Source organism: Polaromonas sp. P3_B1, from assembly GCF_056402935.1.
Genome location: NZ_JBFUGK010000049.1, coordinates 1 through 14,604 on the forward strand (window position 1 = coordinate 1; position 14,604 = coordinate 14,604).

The 14,604-nt window shown below is 65.4% G+C and carries 16 protein-coding genes; 6 read left to right on the forward strand and 10 right to left on the reverse strand.

Annotation, left to right across the window (positions count from 1 at the left end):
- Nucleotides 1–65: 65 nt before the first annotated feature.
- The 4 genes from AC1DXS_RS22285 to AC1DXS_RS22300 all read right to left on the reverse strand — a co-directional run bounded on the left by AC1DXS_RS22285 (nucleotide 66) and on the right by AC1DXS_RS22300 (nucleotide 3,840).
- Nucleotides 66–1,229 carry an AI-2E family transporter gene (locus AC1DXS_RS22285; RefSeq protein WP_477739633.1) on the reverse strand — a complete coding sequence of 388 codons (1,164 nt, stop codon included), beginning with the start codon at nucleotides 1,227–1,229 and terminating at the stop codon, nucleotides 66–68.
- Between the two features lie 17 nt (nucleotides 1,230–1,246).
- On the reverse strand, nucleotides 1,247–1,969 hold the full coding sequence (locus tag AC1DXS_RS22290; protein ID WP_477739634.1) for an FkbM family methyltransferase: 723 nt from the start codon (nucleotides 1,967–1,969) through the stop codon (nucleotides 1,247–1,249).
- A gap of 69 nt (nucleotides 1,970–2,038) precedes the next feature.
- Nucleotides 2,039–2,779, reverse strand: a complete 741-nt coding sequence (locus AC1DXS_RS22295; protein WP_477739635.1) for a LytR/AlgR family response regulator transcription factor — start codon at nucleotides 2,777–2,779, stop codon at nucleotides 2,039–2,041.
- The gene (locus AC1DXS_RS22300) at nucleotides 2,776–3,840 is read right to left on the reverse strand and encodes a sensor histidine kinase (RefSeq protein WP_477739636.1); all 1,065 of its coding nucleotides are present in this window, start codon (nucleotides 3,838–3,840) and stop codon (nucleotides 2,776–2,778) included. Before AC1DXS_RS22300 ends, AC1DXS_RS22295 begins: the two co-directional genes overlap by 4 nt.
- Before the next feature lie 246 nt (nucleotides 3,841–4,086).
- Here AC1DXS_RS22300 and argH point away from each other — a divergent pair, with 246 nt between their 5' ends.
- The 4 genes from argH to AC1DXS_RS22320 all read left to right on the forward strand — a co-directional run bounded on the left by argH (nucleotide 4,087) and on the right by AC1DXS_RS22320 (nucleotide 9,553).
- On the forward strand, nucleotides 4,087–5,496 hold the full coding sequence (argH, locus tag AC1DXS_RS22305; RefSeq protein WP_477739637.1) for an argininosuccinate lyase: 1,410 nt from the start codon (nucleotides 4,087–4,089) through the stop codon (nucleotides 5,494–5,496).
- A 291-nt stretch (nucleotides 5,497–5,787) separates the two neighbouring features.
- On the forward strand, nucleotides 5,788–6,447 hold the full coding sequence (locus AC1DXS_RS22310) for a response regulator (RefSeq protein WP_477739638.1): 660 nt from the start codon (nucleotides 5,788–5,790) through the stop codon (nucleotides 6,445–6,447).
- On the forward strand, nucleotides 6,444–7,838 hold the full coding sequence (locus AC1DXS_RS22315; RefSeq protein WP_477739639.1) for an ATP-binding protein: 1,395 nt from the start codon (nucleotides 6,444–6,446) through the stop codon (nucleotides 7,836–7,838). The genes AC1DXS_RS22310 and AC1DXS_RS22315 overlap by 4 nt, the downstream gene beginning before the upstream one ends.
- Before the next feature lie 197 nt (nucleotides 7,839–8,035).
- Nucleotides 8,036–9,553 carry a DegQ family serine endoprotease gene (locus AC1DXS_RS22320; RefSeq protein WP_477739640.1) on the forward strand — a complete coding sequence of 506 codons (1,518 nt, stop codon included), beginning with the start codon at nucleotides 8,036–8,038 and terminating at the stop codon, nucleotides 9,551–9,553.
- A 52-nt stretch (nucleotides 9,554–9,605) separates the two neighbouring features.
- Here AC1DXS_RS22320 and AC1DXS_RS22325 read toward each other — a convergent pair whose 3' ends face one another.
- From AC1DXS_RS22325 to AC1DXS_RS22340, 4 genes are read right to left on the reverse strand one after another with little or no spacing between them, the layout of a single operon-like run.
- Nucleotides 9,606–10,229, reverse strand: coding sequence for a class I SAM-dependent methyltransferase (locus AC1DXS_RS22325; protein ID WP_477739641.1), 624 nt, complete (start codon nucleotides 10,227–10,229; stop codon nucleotides 9,606–9,608).
- Nucleotides 10,230–10,257: 28 nt separating this feature from the next.
- Entirely contained in the window at nucleotides 10,258–10,656 is a 399-nt protein-coding gene (locus AC1DXS_RS22330) for a hypothetical protein (protein WP_477739642.1), read from the reverse strand.
- Complete coding sequence (locus AC1DXS_RS22335; RefSeq protein ID WP_477739643.1) at nucleotides 10,653–11,129, reverse strand: hypothetical protein; 477 nt, start codon at nucleotides 11,127–11,129, stop codon at nucleotides 10,653–10,655. Before AC1DXS_RS22335 ends, AC1DXS_RS22330 begins: the two co-directional genes overlap by 4 nt.
- 33 nt (nucleotides 11,130–11,162) lie before the next feature.
- The gene (locus AC1DXS_RS22340) at nucleotides 11,163–11,552 is read right to left on the reverse strand and encodes a hypothetical protein (RefSeq protein ID WP_477739644.1); all 390 of its coding nucleotides are present in this window, start codon (nucleotides 11,550–11,552) and stop codon (nucleotides 11,163–11,165) included.
- 271 nt (nucleotides 11,553–11,823) lie between these two features.
- Here AC1DXS_RS22340 and AC1DXS_RS22345 point away from each other — a divergent pair, with 271 nt between their 5' ends.
- A complete protein-coding gene (locus tag AC1DXS_RS22345; protein WP_477739645.1) occupies nucleotides 11,824–12,078 on the forward strand; it encodes a hypothetical protein in 255 nt (84 codons plus the stop codon).
- A 4-nt stretch (nucleotides 12,079–12,082) separates the two neighbouring features.
- Here AC1DXS_RS22345 and AC1DXS_RS22350 read toward each other — a convergent pair whose 3' ends face one another.
- Nucleotides 12,083–12,718, reverse strand: a complete 636-nt coding sequence (locus AC1DXS_RS22350) for an SGNH/GDSL hydrolase family protein (RefSeq protein WP_477739646.1) — start codon at nucleotides 12,716–12,718, stop codon at nucleotides 12,083–12,085.
- A gap of 239 nt (nucleotides 12,719–12,957) precedes the next feature.
- Here AC1DXS_RS22350 and AC1DXS_RS22355 point away from each other — a divergent pair, with 239 nt between their 5' ends.
- Nucleotides 12,958–13,818 carry a YhjD/YihY/BrkB family envelope integrity protein gene (locus AC1DXS_RS22355; protein ID WP_477739647.1) on the forward strand — a complete coding sequence of 287 codons (861 nt, stop codon included), beginning with the start codon at nucleotides 12,958–12,960 and terminating at the stop codon, nucleotides 13,816–13,818.
- Here AC1DXS_RS22355 and AC1DXS_RS22360 read toward each other — a convergent pair.
- Nucleotides 13,807–14,586, reverse strand: coding sequence for a hypothetical protein (locus AC1DXS_RS22360; protein WP_477739648.1), 780 nt, complete (start codon nucleotides 14,584–14,586; stop codon nucleotides 13,807–13,809). The genes AC1DXS_RS22355 and AC1DXS_RS22360 overlap by 12 nt on opposite strands.
- Nucleotides 14,587–14,604: the final 18 nt, after the last annotated feature.

Sequence of the window (14,604 nt, forward strand, 5' to 3'; positions counted from 1 at the left end):
CGGCCCCCATCCCCACCTTCCCCCAGCGGGGGAAGGAGCAATACCAGCTTTCCATCCAGCAAGGCTCAAGACCCTAAAAATTCACCGATGGGTTTGAGATCTTCCACCCGGTCGCAAATCGCCTTCACGATCATCAGGATGGGAATACCCAGCAACAAGCCCCACACACCCCACAGCCAGCCCCAGGCCAGCAGCCCGACAAACACCGCCACCGGGTTCATGCGGCTGGCGCGGCTGGTGAGCCAGGGCGTGAGCAGGTTGCCGACCAGCGTGTGGATGAGCAGCGAGGCACCGCCCACGGCCAGGGCCATATTGAGCGAGCCGAACTGCAAAAACCCGACCAGCGCGGAGCCGCCCGCCGTGACCAGCGAGCCGACGTAGGGCACCAGGTTCAGCACGGCCGCCGCCACACCCCAGACCGCGGCATTGTCCAGGCCCAGGGCCAGCAGGGCCAGCCAGGTCAAAAGGCCCACGAGCGCGCTGGTCAGCAACTGCACCTGCAGGTAGCGCTGGATCTGGCCGGTGATTTCGTTGAGGGCTTGCAGCGTGATCTTTTTGCTGCTCAGGCTGTCGCCCGCCAGCTTGAGCAACTTGCGCCTGAAGGTGTCGCCCGAGATCATCAGGAAGTAAGTGAGAAAGACCACCACCGTGGCCTGGCCTATCAGCGCGATCAGGCCGACGCTGCCCGACCACAGGTAGTGCCTGATGTCAAAGCGCGCGGGCTCGACCACCACACGCATGGCACCGCGCGTATTGCCGGGCGCCGAACTCTCCTGCGCGGCTTGCTCTATCTGCGACGCGGCTTTCTGCATGGTTTCCAGCGCGCTGTCGGGGCGGCCGGTGCGCGCCTTCACGGCCTGGCGGAACTTCTGCGCCGCCGCCGGCAGCGCTTCCACCAGTTGCGTGGCCTCGTCACCGAGCGACCAGGCGGTGCCGCCTATGCCGCCCAGGATGGACAGCAGCAGCACGGCCGCGCTGAGCCAGCGCGGCACCCGCCTGGCTTCAAACCAGTTGACCACCGGCGAAAACGCGTAGCTGAGCAGCACACCCACCATCACCGGGATAAAGACCGCCTTGGCCCAGTGCAGCACGAACAGGAAAGCCAGGCCGGCCAGCACCACCAGCGACATGTTGCGGATGTCGACCGGCATGTGAAGAAGCACGCGCTGCGCTTCGGCGGCCACGGCCGCATCGGCCGGCGGCGGCGAGTCGGCTTCTTCTTGAGTCATATGTCCCCCGTGTCTGTTTAAGCCGCCGGGCGCGAATAGCGAAACTTCCGCGATGGAAGGCCCAGATAGTACTTACGCAGATATTCAAACCGGGCCGCCCAGGAAAAAGTGTAGGACGCTTTCGCCGGAACGTACCAGCTGTTGAGCCCGGTTCGAAGCAGCAGCTGGTAGCCGTTGGCGCGCATCAGCGCATGTTTGTGGTGGTGGGTGACGTGGTCCTCGATCAGCACCAGCCGGGGTTGCCAGTGGCCGAAGTCAAAGCCCGACAGGGCGACCAGCTCATGCCCCTCGATGTCGATGGACAGCAGGTCAAAGCCCACGGGTGCGCCGTGCTCGCGCAGCATGGTGTCCAGGGTTTCGCAGCGCACCGCCACGGTGGAGCGCACCACCGCGCCCAGGGCAATGGGCCGGTCTTCCAGCGTCGAGTGCGGGCCCGCGCGGTTCAGCTGCAGCAGCTTGCCGGCGTTTTCCGGGCTGGAGCAGGCCATCTCGATCACCGTGCCCTTGCGGCTTTGGCGCAGCAGCGCGCAGCAATCCGGGTCGGGCTCGACCAGCAGGCCCGTCCAGCCAATCGCCTCCAGATGCTGCGACTGGGAGTCGAGCACCGGGTCGTTGGCGCCCACATCCACGTAAAAGCCGGGTTTGCCGGCAAAAAATTCCCGCACCAGCTGCTGCTCAWTGGCGGGCGGGTTGCTGAAACGGTGCACGTGGCGCTGGGTGAAATCGGCGTGTTGAAGCATGTGGGGTCGGGGAGACAGTAAAGGGGAAAACAGGAAGCGGCGATGCCGGGCCGGCCGGGCAAGTGTGCCTCAGGACGTGATGGCCTCGCGCACAGCGCTGAGCTGGCGGCGCGAAACCGCCAGCAGCTCGTCGATGCCGTTGAGCCGCACCGCCCACCCCTCGCCTTCTTCAGGGTCGAAATGCTTTTCGAGCGCGCGCACCGCATGGCGCGCGATCAGCGCATTGCGGTGTATGCGCATGAAGCGCGCCGCGTGGCGCTCCTCGAGCTCGCTCAGCGACCCATCGAGGATGTAGCTGCGGCCGGCCGTACGCACGGTGATGTACTTGAGTTCGGCCTTGAAGTAGATCACCTCGGCCAGCGGCACGCGCTCAGTGCGGCCCCGGTCCTGGATGATGAGCATTTCCTCGGCGGCCGGGGGCTGGCCGGGGCGCGCCGCCTGCAACTGGCGCTCCACCTTTTGCAGCGCCTGCTGCAGCCGCTCCAGGCGCACGGGCTTGGTCAGGTAGTCGACGGCCTCCAGCTCAAAGGCCTGCACCGCGTGCTCCGAGTGGGCGGTGACAAACACCACGGCGGGCCGCCGCGGCAGGGTGGCGATCATCTGCGCCAGCGCGATGCCGTCGGCGCCGGGCATGCGAATGTCGAGCAGCACCGCGTCAAAGGCTTCACGCTGCAAGGCCCCCATGGCCTCCGCGGCATCGGCCGCTTCCGCGCCCACGACCGCGGCCGGCGCCGTGCAGTCACCCAGCAGGGTGCGCAGGCGCGACCGGGCCAGCGCTTCGTCGTCCACCACCAGTACCTTGAGTTTCATGCGGGAATCTCCATGCGCACCTGAAAGATGCCGTCCTTGAAGACGGTCTTGAATTTCGCCTCGACATCATGCAGCAAGATCAGCCGCTCCCGCACATTGGCCAGCGCCAGGCCGTGGCCGCGCTCGCCGGCGCCGGCCGGGGTCGAGTTGGTGACCTTGATCACCACCGTGCCGCCGCGCTTGAGCGTGGAAATCCTGAGTTGCGCACCCGTGGCGCTGGGCTCCACGCCGTGCTTGACGGCGTTCTCCACCAGCGGCTGCAGCAGCAGCGGCGGCAGCTTGGCCAGGTCCGCGCCGGCGTCCAGGCTCCACTGCACTTGCAGGCGCTCGCCGAAGCGGATCTGCTCTATGGCCAGGTAATGCTGGGCCAGCGCGATTTCCTGCCCCAGGGTGACCGATTCCGCCGGGTCGGCCAGCGCATGGCGGAACAATTCGCTCAAGTCTTCCAGCACGGCCTCAGCCTTGGCCGGCTCGGCGCGCACCAGCGCGATCGCGCTGTTGAGGGTGTTGAACAAAAAATGGGGGCGTATGCGCGACTGCAGCTCCGCCAGGCGAGCCGCCGTGGCCGCCGGCGTACGTGCCTTGGCGCGCCAGTACAGCCCCGCCAGCAGGATGGCCGACAGCAAGGCACCCGCCGAGGCGCTGGCCCACCAGGGCGGCCGCGCCAAAAGCCCCATCACGGACAGAAGCCCGCAGCCATAGACCCCCGCCGCTGCGCCCAGCAGCACGCCGGCCGTCCATTGCTGCCAGAACCTGAGCCGGTTCAGCCGCGACTTGAGGGCGCAGGCCGCGATCAGCCAGGCCAGCGTGGCCGGCAGCACCCCGCCGGTCAGCAAGGCGAAGCGCAGCAGCCACTGGATGGCGTTGTCGGCGTCGAACATGGCGGCCACCCCCACCATGGTCTCCGCGAACAGCACGGCGCGCAGCACCACCCCGACCTGGCAGGCGTCGAACATGCTGGCGCGCGCACTGCTTCGCCGCGTGGGCTCCTCATCGGTCGAGAGGATGCTGCCCAGCAAGCTGGATTCCCCGAAGGTCTGCGGATCAGGCGAAGGCTTCATGGCATGGTGCATGGGTACATCGTGGGAAACGGGGGAAGCGGGCTCCCGGGCCGGCTTGGCGGACGGATAAAATCACCGTGACGCCAAGTATTGCACCGGTCGCGCCTCCCGCAACCCCGCGGCGGCGGCCTGGAAGACAATAAAAGCCATCGCCGGCCCGCGGCTGCCCAGAATAGCGCATCCGGAGCCCCGAATCCACGGCCCGGCACGGCCTGCAACGTGACCGCCACCCAAAGAAAGCCCGACGTGAACCAATTCGACAAAAAGTCCCAAGCCTGGTCTGCCCTCTTTTCCGAACCCATGAGCGACCTGGTCAAGCGCTACACGTCCAGCGTGTTCTTCGACAAGCGCCTGTGGCAGGCCGACATCGCCGGCTCGCTGGCCCACGCCGAAATGCTGGCCGCGCAGAAAATCATCCCCGCCGCCGACTATGCCGACATCCAGAAGGGCATGGCGCAGATCACCAGCGAGATCGAGTCCGGCGCCTTTGAGTGGAAGCTGGACCTGGAGGACGTGCACTTCAACATCGAGGCGCGCCTGACCCAGCTGGTCGGCGACGCCGGCAAGCGCCTGCACACCGGCCGCAGCCGCAACGACCAGGTCGCCACCGACGTGCGCCTGTGGCTGCGCGGCGAAATCGACCTCATAGGCGGGCTGCTCACCGACCTGCAAAAAGCCCTGGTCGACATCGCCGAGAAAAACGCCGAAGTCATCCTCCCCGGCTTCACCCACCTGCAGGTGGCCCAGCCCGTGAGCTTCGGCCACCACATGCTGGCCTACGTTGAAATGTTCAGCCGCGATGCCGAGCGCATGCGCGAGATCAGGAAGCGCGTGAACCGCCTGCCGCTGGGCGCCGCCGCGCTGGCCGGCACCAGCTACCCGCTGGACCGCGAGCGCGCCGCCAAAACCCTGGGCATGGTCGATGAAAACGGCAAGCCGCAGGTGTGCCAGAACAGCCTGGACGCGGTGAGCGACCGCGACTTCGCGATCGAATTCACGGCCGCCGCCTCGCTGGCCATGGTGCACATCAGCCGCATGAGCGAAGAACTGATTTTGTGGATGAGCCAGAACTTCGGCTTCATCCACATCCCCGACCGCTTCACCACCGGCTCTTCCATCATGCCGCAGAAGAAAAACCCCGACGTGCCCGAACTCGCGCGCGGCAAGACCGGCCGCGTGGTCGGCCACCTGATGGGCCTGATTACCCTGATGAAGGGCCAGCCCCTGGCCTACAACAAAGACAACCAGGAAGACAAGGAGCCGCTGTTCGACACCGTCGACACGCTGAAAGACACGCTGCGCATCTTTGCCGAGATGGTGGCCGGCATCACCGTCAAGCCCGAAGCCATGGAAAAGGCCGCGCTGCGCGGCTATGCCACCGCCACCGACCTGGCCGACTACCTGGTCAAGAAAGGCCTGCCCTTCCGCGACGCCCACGAAACCGTGGCCCACGCCGTGAAAGCCGCCACCACCCATGCGGTGGACCTGTCCGAGCTGCCGCTGGCCGTGCTGCAGGAATTCAACCCCAAGATCGAAAAAGACGTCTACGACTGTTTAAGCCTGCGCGGTTCGCTCAACGCCCGCAACATCCTGGGCGGCACCGCGCCGGCCCAGGTCAAGGCGCAGATCGCCCGTCACCGCGCGCGGCTGGGTTAAGAGTCTCTTTCCCCTCTCCCTCTGGGAGAGGGAGAGGGCTGAGCGCTGCGGCTCCAGATGCGCCTGCGCGCATCTGGACAGCGCGAAGAGGCCCAGGCTCTGGCTGGGCCGCGGTCTGCAAGACAGGGCCGGCAGCCTTCCAACATGCAGCGCGGCATCTAACGCCGCAGGCCCTCATCCCCACCTTCTCCCAGAGGGAGAAGGAGTAAAACCGGAAGCGCGTTGGATGGGGTTTTATAAGCTCCACCTAAGCCGCTGCGTGCATACTGGTGCCTTCCGAGGAAACCCCCAATGCGCTTATTGCTCGTCGAAGACGACGCCATGATCGGCGAAACCGTTTTGCAGGTGCTGCGCGCCGAGCATTACGCCGTCAACTGGGTGCGTGACGGCCGCATGGCCGACGAGGCGCTGCGCAGCGAACATTACGACCTGGTGCTGCTGGACCTGGGCCTGCCCCAGCGTGACGGCCTGGAGGTATTGCGCGCCCTGCGCGCGCGACGCGACACCACGCCGGTGCTGGTGGCCACCGCGCGCGACGCGGTCGGCGACCGCATCGCCGGGCTGGACGCCGGCGCCGACGACTATGTCGTCAAGCCCTATGACACCGACGAAATGCTGGCCCGCATACGCGCGCTGATACGCCGCAGCGCCGGCCGCGCCGAGCCGGCCTTCGAACACAAGGGCGTGAGCCTGAACCCGGCCACGCGCGAAGCCAGCCTCAACGGCCAGCCCGTGACCCTGTCGGCGCGCGAATGGGCGGTGCTCGAACCCCTGCTGGCCCGGCCTGGCGTGGTGCTCTCACGCACGCAGCTTGAGGAAAAACTCTTCAGCTGGAAAGACGACGTCAGCAGCAACGCCGTCGAGGTCTACATCCACGGCGTGCGCAAAAAACTCGGCAACGACGTGATTCAGACTGTACGTGGGCTTGGTTACCTGGTGCCCAAACAATGAACAGGCCGGTGACCCATTCCTTGAGGAAACGGCTGCTCTGGTTTGTGCTGGCCGCCATCCTCGGCGCAGCCGTGCTCCAGGCCGGCACCGCCTACCGCGGCGCGCTGCAGCAGGCCGATGCGATGTTCGATGAGCACCTGCGGCAGATGGCGCGCTCGCTGCGCGCCGGCGTGCCCCTCAGCCTGCCGCTGGACGAGGCCGACGTCGAAGATCGCTTTGAGGTCTATGTGCAGATCTGGGGCCAGGACGGCACGCAGATCTTTCGCTCCACCCGCTCGGCGCTGCCGCCGCGCGCGGTGCTGGGGTTCTCCGACGTGGAGGCGCACGGCAACCGCTACCGCGTCTACACCCTGCAGACCGCGCTGCAGACGGTGCAGATTGCCCAGGACCTGGACGCGCGCTCGGCCCGCGCGCGCGCATTGGCGGTGCGCGCCGTGCTGCCCTTTGTGTTTTTGACGCCGCTGCTGATGCTGCTCGTCTGGTGGGTCATCAGCCGCTCGCTGGCGCCCATTGAACGCGCCCGCCGCCAGGTGGCGGGCCGCCGCGCCGACGACTTGTCGCCGCTGGCCGCCGAAGGCCTGCCCGACGAGGTGCGTCCGCTGGTGGACGAACTCAACCTGCTGTTCGGCCGCGTGCGCGGCGCCTTCGAGGCACAAAAACACTTTGTGGCCGACGCGGCGCACGAGCTGCGCTCGCCGCTGACCGCGCTCAAGCTGCAAGCCCAGGCCCTGCGCCGCAACGGCGGCACACCCGCCGAACACGAGGCCGGCATCGCCCGGCTCAACCAGGGCATAGACCGGGCGATACGCCTGGTCGAACAATTGCTGGTGCTGGCCCGCGAGGAGGCTGCGGAAACCACGGCGCCGGCCGGCCTGGGCCAGGCTGCGGCCGACGTGCCCGTGGACTTGCAGGAAGTCATCAAGCTTGCGGTGGCTGACGTGTTACCGCACGCCCTGCACAAGCAGATAGACCTGGGCATGGTGGCGGGCGACCCGCCGCCGCAGCCATTGCGGGTCAAAGGCCAGGCCGAGGCCCTGCGCGTGCTGCTGCGCAACCTGCTGGACAACGCCGTCAAGTACACACCGTCCGGCGGCCGCGTCGATGTCTCGCTGGCCCCGCAGGACAGCGGGATCGTGCTCACCGTCGAAGACAGCGGCCCCGGCATCCACGACGAAGACCGCGAACGCGTGTTCGACCGCTTCTTCCGCGCGGAGCAAGAAGGAAGCGGCGATGCGGCGCCCCCCGTCGGCAGCGGCCTGGGCCTGGCCATTGTCAAAGCGATTGCCGGACGGCACGCCGCCACGCTGGAACTGGGCGGCTCCGACCGCCTGGGTGGGCTCAGGGTCGATGTCCGCTTTCCGGCGGTGCCGGATTCTGGCTCATCGGCCTAGAGCCGCTCACAAAACCCAGCGAAGCGGTCCTGGCTAGGCGCGTCGCCGCAGACAGTGCACCAGCACGGCAAGGCGGCGCAACAACGCCAGGAGGGTTTTGTGAGCGGCTCCGCTTAAGCCCCGTCTAAGACAGTGTCCTCATAGTTAGGTCTATCGGCACTCCAGAGTGTCGCAACCTCAACCCAAGGAAGCACGCCATGTCATCCACCGCATTGAAGAACACCCGGCTTGTCGCCGCATTGCTGGCCGCGGGCGCCATTGGCGGCGCCGGCGTCGGCGCCATCAACATCCTGCATTCCGCCGCCACGGCCGCCACGCCGCCCGCCATCTCCGCACCCGCCGCCGCGACAGGCACGGCCTCCGTCCCCATGGCCCTGCCCGACTTCTCGCAGATCACCGAACGCTACGGCCCTGCCGTGGTCAACATCAGCGTGACCGGCACCACCAAGGTCCGCAATGAAGTCGCCCAGGGCGACGGCGACGACGATGACTCTCCTTTCTCCGGCGACCCCTTCTTTGAATTCTTCAAGCGCTTCCAGCAAGGCCAGGGCCGCCAGGGCGGGCGCAGCGCACCCCAGCAGGAAATGCCCACACGCGGCCAGGGCTCAGGCTTTATCGTCAGCGCCGACGGCATCATCCTGACCAATGCCCACGTGGTGCGCGACGCCAAGGAAGTCACCGTCAAGCTCACCGACCGCCGCGAATACCGCGCCAAGGTGCTGGGCGCCGACCCGAAAACGGATGTTGCCGTGCTGCGCATCGACGCCAAGAACCTGCCCGTGGTCACCCTGGGCAAGATCAGCGAACTCAAGGTCGGCGAATGGGTGCTGGCGATCGGCTCGCCCTTCGGCTTTGAAAACACCGTCACCGCCGGCGTCGTGAGCGCCAAGGGCCGCTCGCTGCCCGACGACAGCGCCGTGCCCTTTATCCAGACCGACGTCGCCGTCAATCCCGGCAACTCCGGCGGGCCGCTCTTCAACACCCGCGGCGAGGTGGTGGGCATCAACTCGCAGATCTACACCCGCAGCGGCGGCTACCAGGGCGTGTCCTTCGCGATCCCCATCGACGTGGCGGCCAAGATCAAGAACCAGCTTGTGGCCACCGGCAAGGTCGAGCACGCGCGCCTGGGCGTGGCGGTGCAGGAAGTCAACCAGACCTTTGCCGATTCCTTCAAACTGGACAAACCCGAAGGCGCGCTGGTCTCCAGCGTTGAAAAAGGCGGCCCCGCCGACAAGGCCGGCCTGCAAAGCGGCGACGTGATCCGCAGCGTCAACGGCCAGCCCATCGTCTCCTCCGGCGACCTGCCCGCCATCATCGGCCTGGCGGCGCCCGGCGACAGCCTCAAGCTCGACATCTGGCGCCAGGGGTCGGCCAAGGAGATCACCGCCAAACTCGGCAGCGCCAACGACAAAACCGGCGATGTCGTGGCCAAGAAGGACAACGCCAACCACGGCAAGCTGGGCCTGGCCCTGCGCCCGCTGCAACCCGATGAAAAGAAGGAAGCCGGTGTCGACAACGGCCTGGTCGTGGAGCAGGCCAGCGGCCCCTCGGCCCTGGCCGGCGTGCAGCCCGGCGACGTACTGCTGTCCATCAACGGCGTACCCGTGAAAAACATCGACCAGGTGCGAGCCACCGTCGCCAAGTCCGAGAAATCCGTGGCCCTGCTGATCCAGCGCGGGGACAGCAAGATTTTTGTGCCGGTGAACCTGGGTTAAATCAGGCCGTGCAAGTTTGAAGCGCGCGGCCCCTGGCGTTGCCGGGGGCCGCTTAACCTTCGCGCCTGAAGCCGAGCCGGGTCCAGGTGACGTCGGCGGCAATATTTCCCGGTTGCAATGACTCGGTTTGTGTATTCAGCACGGCCTTAAGCCCATGCTGCTGCGCAAGCGCTATCGTCTCCTCACCTGACACCTCAAACATGCGCCGCCCGGCCGGAATGGGCCCGTGCCTGAGCGACAGCAGGATAAGGCCACCCGGTGCCAGCAACGACACCAGCCTGGGCATGCCCGCGCGGCGCTCCGCTTCGTCAAGATGCATCCACACCGCGCTCAGCATCACGACATCAAAGCGCTGCCCACGCGACAGCACGGCCTCCAGCCCGGGCAAGACATCGTCCAGCCATTCGATCAAGGGCGAGGGGTGAAGCCGCATGGCCGCCGTCCGGAACTCCGCCGTCGGTTCCACGGCCAGAACGTTATGCCCCTGCTCCGCGAACCAGGCCGCATCGACGCCGGTCCCCGCGCCTATGTCCAGGATGCGGCTTGGCGTCTTTGGCAACAGATGCAGCTCGGCCTCGTGGCGTTTGACAAAGGGAATGGCTTCGTACTGGGGGATTAGCGCCTCGGCTTGCTCGGCGTAGCCTTGGGTGCTGGGTGGATTGGGTTTGTTTGGCATGGTCACCTTCCAAGGCCGAATGGGTGAGTCAGCGCCGGCGGCGGAATCGCTTGCCGGGTATCCCGATGTAGCGATCCGTCGAACGTTTACCGTCCCGATTCTCAACAGTCACGGTGAAATGCCGGCCGTACACACGATCAGTTCCGTAACGCGCTTCAAGCCTGGTAATTTCTGCCGGGTCCAGTCCATGCTTCATGCAAAGTTCTGGCAGCGCGCGCCCGTACAAGCGAAGCGCCTGGCGAAAGTCCGCGGAGACGGCAGTGGCGTCCGTGGAACCATTCAGGAAGTCGACAACAACAAATCCTTCAGTTTCACCCTGCGCTTCCAGGAATACGTCCATCGTGTAGTAGCCAATCATGAGCCCTATGCCGCTCGCAAGCGAATCGGCGATGTTGTGGCCAACAGCCCTCAGTATTCCGAGTTTCATGTTTCAGCCTGACCACGGGCTTTAAACGCCTCAACCAAAACATAAAGCCGCCCCAAAGCCTCAGGCAACTCCGGTTCTCCCTCCAGAACATCTATCCTGTGCCTCACCAGATGGAACTCAGCCTCGGTCCTGATTTCCCCCCGCGCCATCACCTCCTCGAGACGCGCAGCTTCAAGCAGCAGAAATTCGGGGTACTCCGCCGCCACCGCATCGTGCAGCGCTTTTGACACCGCCCCACGCCACTGGCTATCCACTTCGCCAATCAGGTCGGGCATGTCCCTCAAGCCCTGCTCCAGGCCGGAGACGATCTGCGAACTTGTCGGTTTGGCACCCTGTGGACGGGCCTCGGCAACAAAGGTTGGAACCCCGGTGGCAACCAGCGCGAGTTCCCACGCCTTTTCATCCGGGATGGCGGAAATGGCTTGCGCGAAGCGTGCATAGGCGGCTAGGAGTTTTTCTGATTTTGATGCCACGTTATTTTTCTCGCATCCGCGCTGGCTTGTCAGTTAGGCCACATCTTCGTACACCGCGACGTCCTCACCGAACTGCAGCTCCATCGCCATGCGAATCATCGCAGGCAATGCGAACCAGTATTGCCGCCTGATGGCATCCTTGACAAAGGCCTCGCCAAAAATTTCGCAGAAATATTTGATTTCCCCTGGGGCGAGTCGATCCCGGTCAATGCGGATGAGCTCCCGCCTGTGGCGTTTCATCAGTCGGGTGAAAGCGCCCCGATTCAGGATTCCGAATTTCGCCAACTCCTGAGCGATGTCTTCGTAGGAGTTGATTCCGTAGTCGCTGCGCTTTGGAAAAAGGCGAGCTGTTACCTTGTGGATGAGGTCCCCCGATAAGGGCTGCTTGTTGCGGCGGCGGCGGGCGGGTATATAGCGGGTCATAGGCGGCCTAACGCCCGAAATCCTCGCGCGTGGACCCCGCACCTTTGACTGGCGCCATGGGCTCCATGATGCTTGCCCCGCAAGCAGTGCAACTTTCGGTGTAGTCTCTTGCGCGCGCAGATTCCTGAGCCATGAAATCCTGGCCGCACACAATGCACGGATGCTGCCTGGAAGACTCCCCTGGGTGAGCGCAGGCTCTGATGTTCCGGGGATCCAGCCGTGCAACCCATGCGCCCGTCCTTCCCGCTGGGTCCCGGCGAGAGCTCAGGAAATGAGCCAGGGCCTCGCATTCAATATCGTTCGGCTCATACAGAAGCAAGGCCATTCCTTCAGTCAGCCGCAAGCCCTGCCGGGCCAGGCTGCCCAGCGTTCCATAGCCGGTGAGAGCCATTTGCGCCATGGACCGTTCATCGTCGAGGTACTCGATGGCGTTGAAGTCAGCGTAAATGCGGGGCGGGGCCATTCTGCGATCTGGAATTTAAAGCGGGGGATGATGCGGCTTTCCGATACACGACTTCTCGATTGAAGGGTCAGCCAGCAAGCACATCAGCTCCACGCAGGGAATGGGCTGGCTCCATGACGGCGCGGACAATCGCCTGCGCAATCTTTTCCCCACCGGAGGCAGATGGTTCAATGGGGTTCGCGTAGTCGTCCGCAGACGTGCAAACGAGCCGGAGATCTATGACTTTGAGACGATTTTCTATGGCAACCCTAATGATCACGTCATTGAACACTGTTAACGCCACTGCGACCCGTTGCTGGTAGTTCGCGTCCGGAAAATTGCCGTGGTAGACGGTGCAAACAACGAGCGGAAGATGGAAGCCAAGGCAGGCAGTCACAGCCTGTCGATACGTCAGCTCAAACTCGCGAACGACTTCGAACAGCAGGAGCAGCGCCTCACCGCTCGACGAAACGGGCGTTTCCAGGACATCGGCGCGAAGCAAGGCATTGTTGCCCCCAACGCTGAGCAAAAGGTGCGTGGCGTCCGGTGCAAGCGCCTTCAGTTGGGAATGGATATCGTCGGTAGTCGAACCATCCACCGCACTCAAGGAAGCACACCAGCCCTCAGGAAGCTGTCGCTGGACATGCGTGATGACAGCCGGGCCGCCGGCGGTGTAAGCACCGTTATCGAGAATGGAGTCGCCGAGCAGGACCAGATGGTTCATTGCATGTTGCCTGAGGTTTGAGATAGCCGGTATGGCCTGGCCTGCGTGCGCCTGTCCGGTGGAGTGAGATTTGCACTATAGCTGCCAAACAAAAAATCCCGTGTGTACGGGGGCCACATTTTTGTCCAGCACCACACCCAACCCAGCTTTGTCGCGCAGACGCCGCGTTTACACGCGCAAACCCCGGTATTTCCCGGCGTACCGACGGAAACCCCCAAAGCCCCCGCTATATTCCCCGCATGGCCTCGACGACAAGCAACACCAACAGCCGAAACCCCGGCGGCCTGATCAGCCGGCTGCTGCGGCGTGGCCGGGAGGAGCGCTTGCCCCAAGCGGCGGGCGGGTTGACCTTCACCATGGTGATGTCCATGGTGCCTTTGCTGGCGCTGAGCTTTGCCTTGTTCGCGCGCATACCGGCCCTGCATGCGGCCGGGGATGCGATACGTGAGCACTTGCTGCGCGGCCTGCTGCCGGACGGCATTGCAAAAACGGTGCTCAAGCACCTGGCGCAGTTCGCGGGCAATACCGGCGGGCTCACGCAGGTGGGTTTTGCGCTGCTGCTGGTATCGGCCCTGGCGCTGCTCATGAGTGTGGAGGGCACGCTGAACCGCATATGGCAGGTCAAAAAACCGCGCCCGCTGCTGCGCCGGCTGGGCCTGTACCTCGGCATGCTGTTGACCGGCCCGGTGCTCATAGGCGCCAGCCTGTGGGCCGCGTCCTATCTGGCGACGGCCTCCAGCGGGTTGCCGGTGGCGCGGCCCGGCTGGCTGCCGCATGCGCTGAACATCGGGCCCATGGTGCTGAGCGCCGCGGGCTTTGCGTGTTTGTTCCGCTTTGTGCCGCACACCGTGGTGCGCTGGCGCGATGCGATCGCGGGCGGCCTRCTGGCCGGCATCGCGTTTGAGCTCGGCAAGCAGGGCTTTGCGATCTACCTGGCCAATGTGCCGACCTACCGCACAATTTACGGCGCCTTCGCGCCGCTGCTGGCTTTCCTGCTATGGGTGTATTACTCGTGGCTGGTCACACTGGCCGCGGCGCTGGTCAGCGCCAGCCTGCCGCGCGGCGGCTCGCAGGGCACACGGCGGCTTTCACGCGCGTAGGTTTCCAGCCACAGCCGTTCTTTTCGCGCCGAATTGCGACGCACAAGGCTTTACCATTGCCGCATGAAAACAACTTACATCCTCGGCGCCATCCTGGCCTGCAGCGTGATCGGAACTTTGGTCGGTGGCCGCGGCGTCAAGACCGGCATGCTGGTGTTGACGGCCCTGCTGTCGCTTTACGGCCTGTTTCGCCTGCTCGGTTAAATCCCTGAGGCGACCCAGCCAAGGGGCGCCGGCCTCCACACCCCGGCACACCCCGCTCGCGACCAGGCCGGTCACGACCAGCATGGCCGAGGTATGAACCACCAAGGCCGCGAACGCCAGCGCCAGCGGGCCCAAGCCGTCCATACCCGCCAGCGATGCCTCTCCCGCGCACAGCGGAACCAGCGCAGGCACCAGCATCAGGCCCGCGCCCTGCGCGCTGGCCATCATGAAGGACCACAGCGCCAGGCCGACATGGCCCGCGGGCGCGCGTACCGCCCTGGGCGCGCGGCCCCACAGGTGAAGCACGGCGCAGCCGGCCAGCAAACCGCCCGCGAAAACTTGCAGCGCGAAGCGGTCCATGGCCACGCCCCACACCACCGCGACGGCCACCAGCGCAATCGAGGCGATATGCCCCACCGCGACAGGCCACAGCGCCCACAAGGCCTGCGCACGGTCGCGTGAGCGCAAGCCCCAGGCAGCGGCGCAAGCCCAGCCGTTGGCGGGGTTCAGCCCATGCAGGGCGCCAACACCCGCCACCACCAGCCACGGCCATAGGCTTGCCATGATGCTTGTGCCGGCCTG